The 5,161-nt window shown below is 67.8% G+C and carries 5 protein-coding genes; all 5 read left to right on the forward strand.

The features are described from left to right. The first annotated feature begins 357 nt into the window (after positions 1-357). Positions 358-981: a hypothetical protein gene (locus Y705_RS0105740; RefSeq protein WP_026532168.1), complete on the forward strand. Its 624-nt coding sequence runs from the start codon at positions 358-360 to the stop codon at positions 979-981. A 116-nt stretch (positions 982-1,097) separates the two neighbouring features. Then, on the forward strand, positions 1,098-2,171 hold the full coding sequence (locus Y705_RS0105745; RefSeq protein WP_026532169.1) for a FecCD family ABC transporter permease: 1,074 nt from the start codon (positions 1,098-1,100) through the stop codon (positions 2,169-2,171). A gap of 98 nt (positions 2,172-2,269) precedes the next feature. After that, entirely contained in the window at positions 2,270-3,262 is a 993-nt protein-coding gene (locus Y705_RS0105750) for a FecCD family ABC transporter permease (protein WP_049822350.1), read from the forward strand. A 1-nt stretch (position 3,263) separates the two neighbouring features. Further along, complete coding sequence (locus Y705_RS17730; protein WP_049822339.1) at positions 3,264-4,187, forward strand: ABC transporter ATP-binding protein; 924 nt, start codon at positions 3,264-3,266, stop codon at positions 4,185-4,187. Further along, positions 4,184-5,161: siderophore-interacting protein (locus Y705_RS17735; RefSeq protein ID WP_049822340.1), on the forward strand; the 978-nt coding region annotated here is incomplete at its 3' end. The genes Y705_RS17730 and Y705_RS17735, both read left to right, overlap by 4 nt.

Consider the following 5,161-nt stretch of genomic DNA (forward strand, 5'->3'; position numbering starts at 1 on the left):
GGGAACGGTACGCCGCCTACCGCATCCTAGGGGCCGCGGACGGAGCCAACGGGGAGTTCAAGAGAGTGCCCTGAACCCAGGAAGGCGCCTGCCACGGCGCTGGGGCGCCCCGTCGCCAAGCCTCGACAATAGGTCCTCGACCATAGGTCAAGGCTCGGCCCGGAAGTTGCCATTTCGCCTCTCCTCATATTCCTGAGCCAAGATCATCAGTAGACTGATCATCTATAGGATCCACACGGCAGTTGCTTACATCAACGTGGGCGCCCTGGTCGAAGACCTGCTCGACGGATAAGGCAGAGCACCACGCCGCATCTGGCATCGCGGATCAGGGGCTGGAACCACTGGAAAGGAAAAGGCATGGCATCGGATAACACTTCAGGAGCAAGTACTCCCAAGGGGCGGCGCAATGATGTCGTAGCGGCGGAGAAGGAGCAGTTCGGCGGCATCAAATTCGGGTCAGCGTTCTTCGGTTGGTTGACCGCGATCGGCCTGACTGTCATCCTGGGCGCGATCGCCACGGCCATCGGCGTCGGCGTCGGTGCAGCGAACATCAGCAGCGCGAACGAGGCAGCCAACCAGGCCACCGGGAACGCGGAAACCATCGGAATCGTCAGCGGCATCATCCTCGCTGTCATCCTGTTCATCTCCTACTACTGCGGTGGATACGTGGCCGGCCGCATGGCCCGCTTCGACGGTGTCAAGCAGGGCATCGCCGTCTGGCTCTGGGGCATCATCATCGCCATCATCCTCGCCATTCTCGCCGCCGTGGCAGGCGACCAGTTCAATGTCCTGTCCAGCATCGGTGGAGCCCCGAGCATCCCGGTCGACGGCAGCCTGTTGACCGCCAGTGGCCTGATCGCCCTCGCGATCGCCGTCCTGGTGCCCCTGATCGGCGCGATCCTCGGCGGCAAGGCGGGCATGCACTTCCACCGCAAGGTCGACCAGGTCGGCGTCGACCACCAGTCGGGCCGCACCACGTAGCACAGGCGGATCTTCACGCTGCCTCTGCTCCAATTAGCACACAGTCCCGTTTCCTAATTGGAGCAAAGGTAGGTTAGCCTTACTTCAGATCCGAAATCCGGCTGGGGAGGTGCTCGATGGCAGTGCAGCCTGCTGAGGCAAGCACCCGGCCAGTCGGACGCCGGGCCAGCGAGACGGCTCTCCACCGACCCTCCGGGCGTCGGCGCCGCACCCTCCAGTTCTTCGCCTCCGGCATGCTGCTCCTCCTGATCTGCGCGGCGTCGCTCATCATCGGGGCCCGTGCCATCGGTCCCTCCACGCTGGTGGACGTTCTCCTCTCCTACAACCCGGGCAACGGGGACCACGCGGTGGTCCTTTCCCGCATCCCCCGAACGGTGACCGGGCTACTGGCAGGCGCGGCCCTCGGTGTGGCAGGGGCAGCAATCCAGGGTATGGCCCGCAATCCGCTGGGTGATCCCGGCATCCTCGGCCTCAATGCCGGCGCGTCCCTCGCCGTCGTCGTCGCCATCTATCTCTTCGGGGTCAGCACGGCCTCGGGATACATCTGGTTCGCCTTCGCCGGGGCAGCCTTCGCCGCCCTCGTCGTCTACGGTGTCGCAAGCCTGGGACGCGAAGGCGCGACGCCGGTCAAGCTGGCCCTGGCGGGCGCAGCGCTCGCGGCCGGTCTCGGAAGCCTCACTACTTCGGTGTTGGTCTCCAGCCAGGAAACCCTTGACCGGTTCCGGTTCTGGCAGGTCGGCACCCTTTCGGGCCGCGGTTGGGATGTGATCCTCACCGTCCTCCCCTTCATCGTGGGAGGCCTCGTGCTGACCATGGCCATGGGCAAGGCGCTCAACAGCCTGGTCCTGGGCGACGACGTGGCACGGGGGCTCGGCCAGCATGTCGGCCGTACCCGGGGTTTCGCGGCGGTCGGCATCGTGGTTCTCTGCGGTGCCGCCACTGCGGCGGCGGGTCCCATCGCCTTCGTCGGGCTGGTCATCCCGCACATGGTGCGCCTGGTCAGCGGACCGGACTACCGGTGGATCCTTCCCTTCTCGGCGCTGCTCGGCCCCGTGCTGCTCATCACGGCGGACATCCTGGGCCGCGTGATCCTTCCTCCCGCTGAAGTGCAGGTGGGCATCATGACCGCACTCGTGGGCGCCCCCGTGTTCATCTGGCTGGTCCGGCGGCGCAGGATGGCCCAGCTGTGAGCAGCACCGTGGACCGGAAGGTCTCCCCGGAGCAGCGAGGGCCGCGCCCAGGGAAACCAGGCCAAGCTTCCAGCGCCCGCCGCCCCTCGGTGCGCGCCATCCGCCGTCGCTCGACGCGCCGGCGGTGTGCGCTCGCTGCTGGTCTGGTCGCAGCCCTGTTCGCCGTCAGTGTGCTGCTCGGCACCTACACCGTGACGGTGCCCGACTTCTTCCGCATTCTGGGTGGCGCGGAGATTCCGGGGGCCACGTTCATCGTCCTCGAGAACAAGCTGCCGCGCGCCGTCATCGGAGTGCTGGTGGGCGCCGCCTTCGGAGTGGCAGGCGCCGTTTTCCAGACCATGCTCCGCAACCCGCTCGCCAGCCCGGACATCATCGGCATCAGCTACGGTGCCAGTGCGGCCGCAGTCACCGCGATCGTGGTCTTCGGCGCGTCAGGCGCCGGCGTCTCTGCCGCCGCGCTGACCGGGGCGCTCGCAGTGGCAATAGCGATCTACGTGATCGCCCGGCGGGGAGGCGTCGCCGGCTACCGGCTCATCCTCGTGGGCATCGGGTTCGCCGCGATGCTACACGCACTCGTGAACTTCCTCATCACCCGCACCGACATCCGCACGGCCGCCGACGCCGTCGTCTGGCTGAGCGGGTCACTCAACTCAAGCAACTGGGACCGCGCGACGGTGCTCTGCTGGGGGCTCCTGGTGCTGTTCCCTGCGGCAGCAGTGTTCTCCCGGAGCCTCCGCGGGCTCGAGCTCGGCGATGAAGCGGCCGCCGGGCTCGGCATCCGGGTCGAGGCCTCCCGGCTGGCGCTGCTGGTCACCGGGGTGTCGCTCGCTGCGCTGGCCACAGCCGCCGCCGGCCCCATTGCCGCAGTCGCTTTCCTCTCCGGGCCCATCGCCCGCCGACTGCTGAGGGGAGCGCCGTCGCTGATCATGGCTGCCCTGGTCGGTGCCGTGATCGTGCTGACTGCGGATTTCGTCGCCGCGAACCTCATTCCCGGGGTGTCGCTGCCCGTCGGCGTGATCACCGGCGCGTTGGGCGCGCCTTTCCTGCTGTGGCTCCTTGTTACGGCGAACCGAACCGGCCAGGGAGGCTGACATGCCTGATGTGATCACCGCGGAAACTTCACACAGCCTCGAGGCGCGGTCGGTGACCCTTGCCTACAACGAACGCACTGTGGTGGACGGACTCTCGGTGACCTTGCCCGCGGGGAGGATCACCGTCATCGTCGGAGCCAACGCTTCAGGGAAATCGACTCTGCTGCGGGGGCTGGCCCGACTCCTGAAACCCACGCAGGGGACGGTGTTGCTGGACGGGGAGGACATCCACTCCCTCTCCACGCGCTCGGTCGCACGGACGCTCGGACTCCTCCCGCAGACACCCGTGGCGCCCGACGGCATCAGCGTCACCGACCTCGTGGGACGCGGACGGTACCCTCACCAGGGGTGGTTCCGGCAGTGGAAACCCGGCGACGACGACGCCGTGGCCTCAGCGCTGGAGGCCACGGACACGCTGGAGCTCGCGGAGCGGAACGTCGACGAGCTCTCCGGCGGCCAGCGTCAACGCGTGTGGATCGCCATGGCCCTGGCCCAGCAGACGGACATCCTCCTCCTCGACGAGCCCACCACCTTCCTCGACGTCACCCACCAGATCGAAGTGCTCGACCTCATCACCGATCTGAACCACCGGGCCGGAACCACAGTGGTCATCGTCCTGCACGACCTCAACCTCGCGGCGCGGTACGCGGACCACCTCATCGCCATGAAGGACGGCGGAATCGTGGCGGAGGGCACGCCCGCCGAGGTGGTCACCCGCGAGACGGTGGGCGGCGTCTTCAACCTCGAGTGCAGGGTCATTCCGGACCCCGTCAGCGGCACACCCATGGTGGTCCCCCTCGGGCGACACCACAGTGCAGCGCCGGGGGATGAACCAGGTATTCAGCCGCAAATGACTCCGGCACGGCGCGGCTTCCTCTCCAACCCGCAGGACACCATTCCAGCTCGAGCAAAGGCGGCATCATGACGGACGTTTCCCAGCAGGCAGTGCGGCGGACGTCCTCGGTGCCCGCAGTATCGGCGTTCGACGTCGTCGTGGCCCGGGTGGAGCGTGTGGGGGCGAACTTCCAGCGGATCACCTTCTCAGGAGCATGCCTCTCCGGCTTCGGGGTGGCCAGGCCCCTGCTGGACCTGCGGATCAAGGTCATCATCCCCGCCGAAGGGCGGCCGTGCCCGGAAATCGGGGCCCTGATGCAGGGCGAAGGGGGCGGCGCCGGCTGGTACCAGCAGTGGCTCGGCCTGGATCCGGGCGAGCGCGGCTCGATGCGCACCTACACGGTGCGGAACTTCAGGGGTCACCTGGCCGAGCCCGAGATCGACGTCGACTTCGTGATGCATTTCGACGCCGACGGCAGGGGAGGCCCCGCGTCGCAATGGGCGGCCAAAGCCGCACCGGGGGATCGGGTATGCCTGATCGGACCGAATGCCGCCGCTGCCCAGTGCACCACCGCTGGTTCCTATGGCGGCATCGAGTGGAGTCCGGGACTGGCCCAACACGTCCTGCTTGCCGGGGATGAGACGGCGGTTCCCGCTGTGTGCGCCATCCTCGAGTCACTGCCGGCGCATGTGGGCGGGGACGCTTTTCTCGAGGTGCCCGATCCTGCGGACTTCCAGGAGGTCAGCACGGCGTCCTCGGTCCGGATCACGTGGCTTGCACGCGGCTCCCGGGAACACGGTGAGCTCCTGGATCAGGCGGTCCGTACGGCGGTGCGCGTTCCGGGCTGGGTGTCCCTGTCCAGGTACTTCGTTCCCGGCGCACCGAACGTCGAGGCGCCGGGACTGAAGGCGCCGGGACTGAAGGCACCGGACCGTACGCAGATCGCCGCAGCACTGGCGGGCCCCGAGCCCGAAGAGGTGGACATCGACAGGACCATCCTGTGGGAGACGCCGCAGCGGCTGGAAGCCTCGGTCCTGAAGTCCACGCCGAATCCCGACCGGCTG

It is taken from the genome of Arthrobacter sp. H41, from assembly GCF_000520535.1.
Taxonomy (GTDB): Bacteria; Actinomycetota; Actinomycetes; order Actinomycetales; family Micrococcaceae; genus Arthrobacter_D.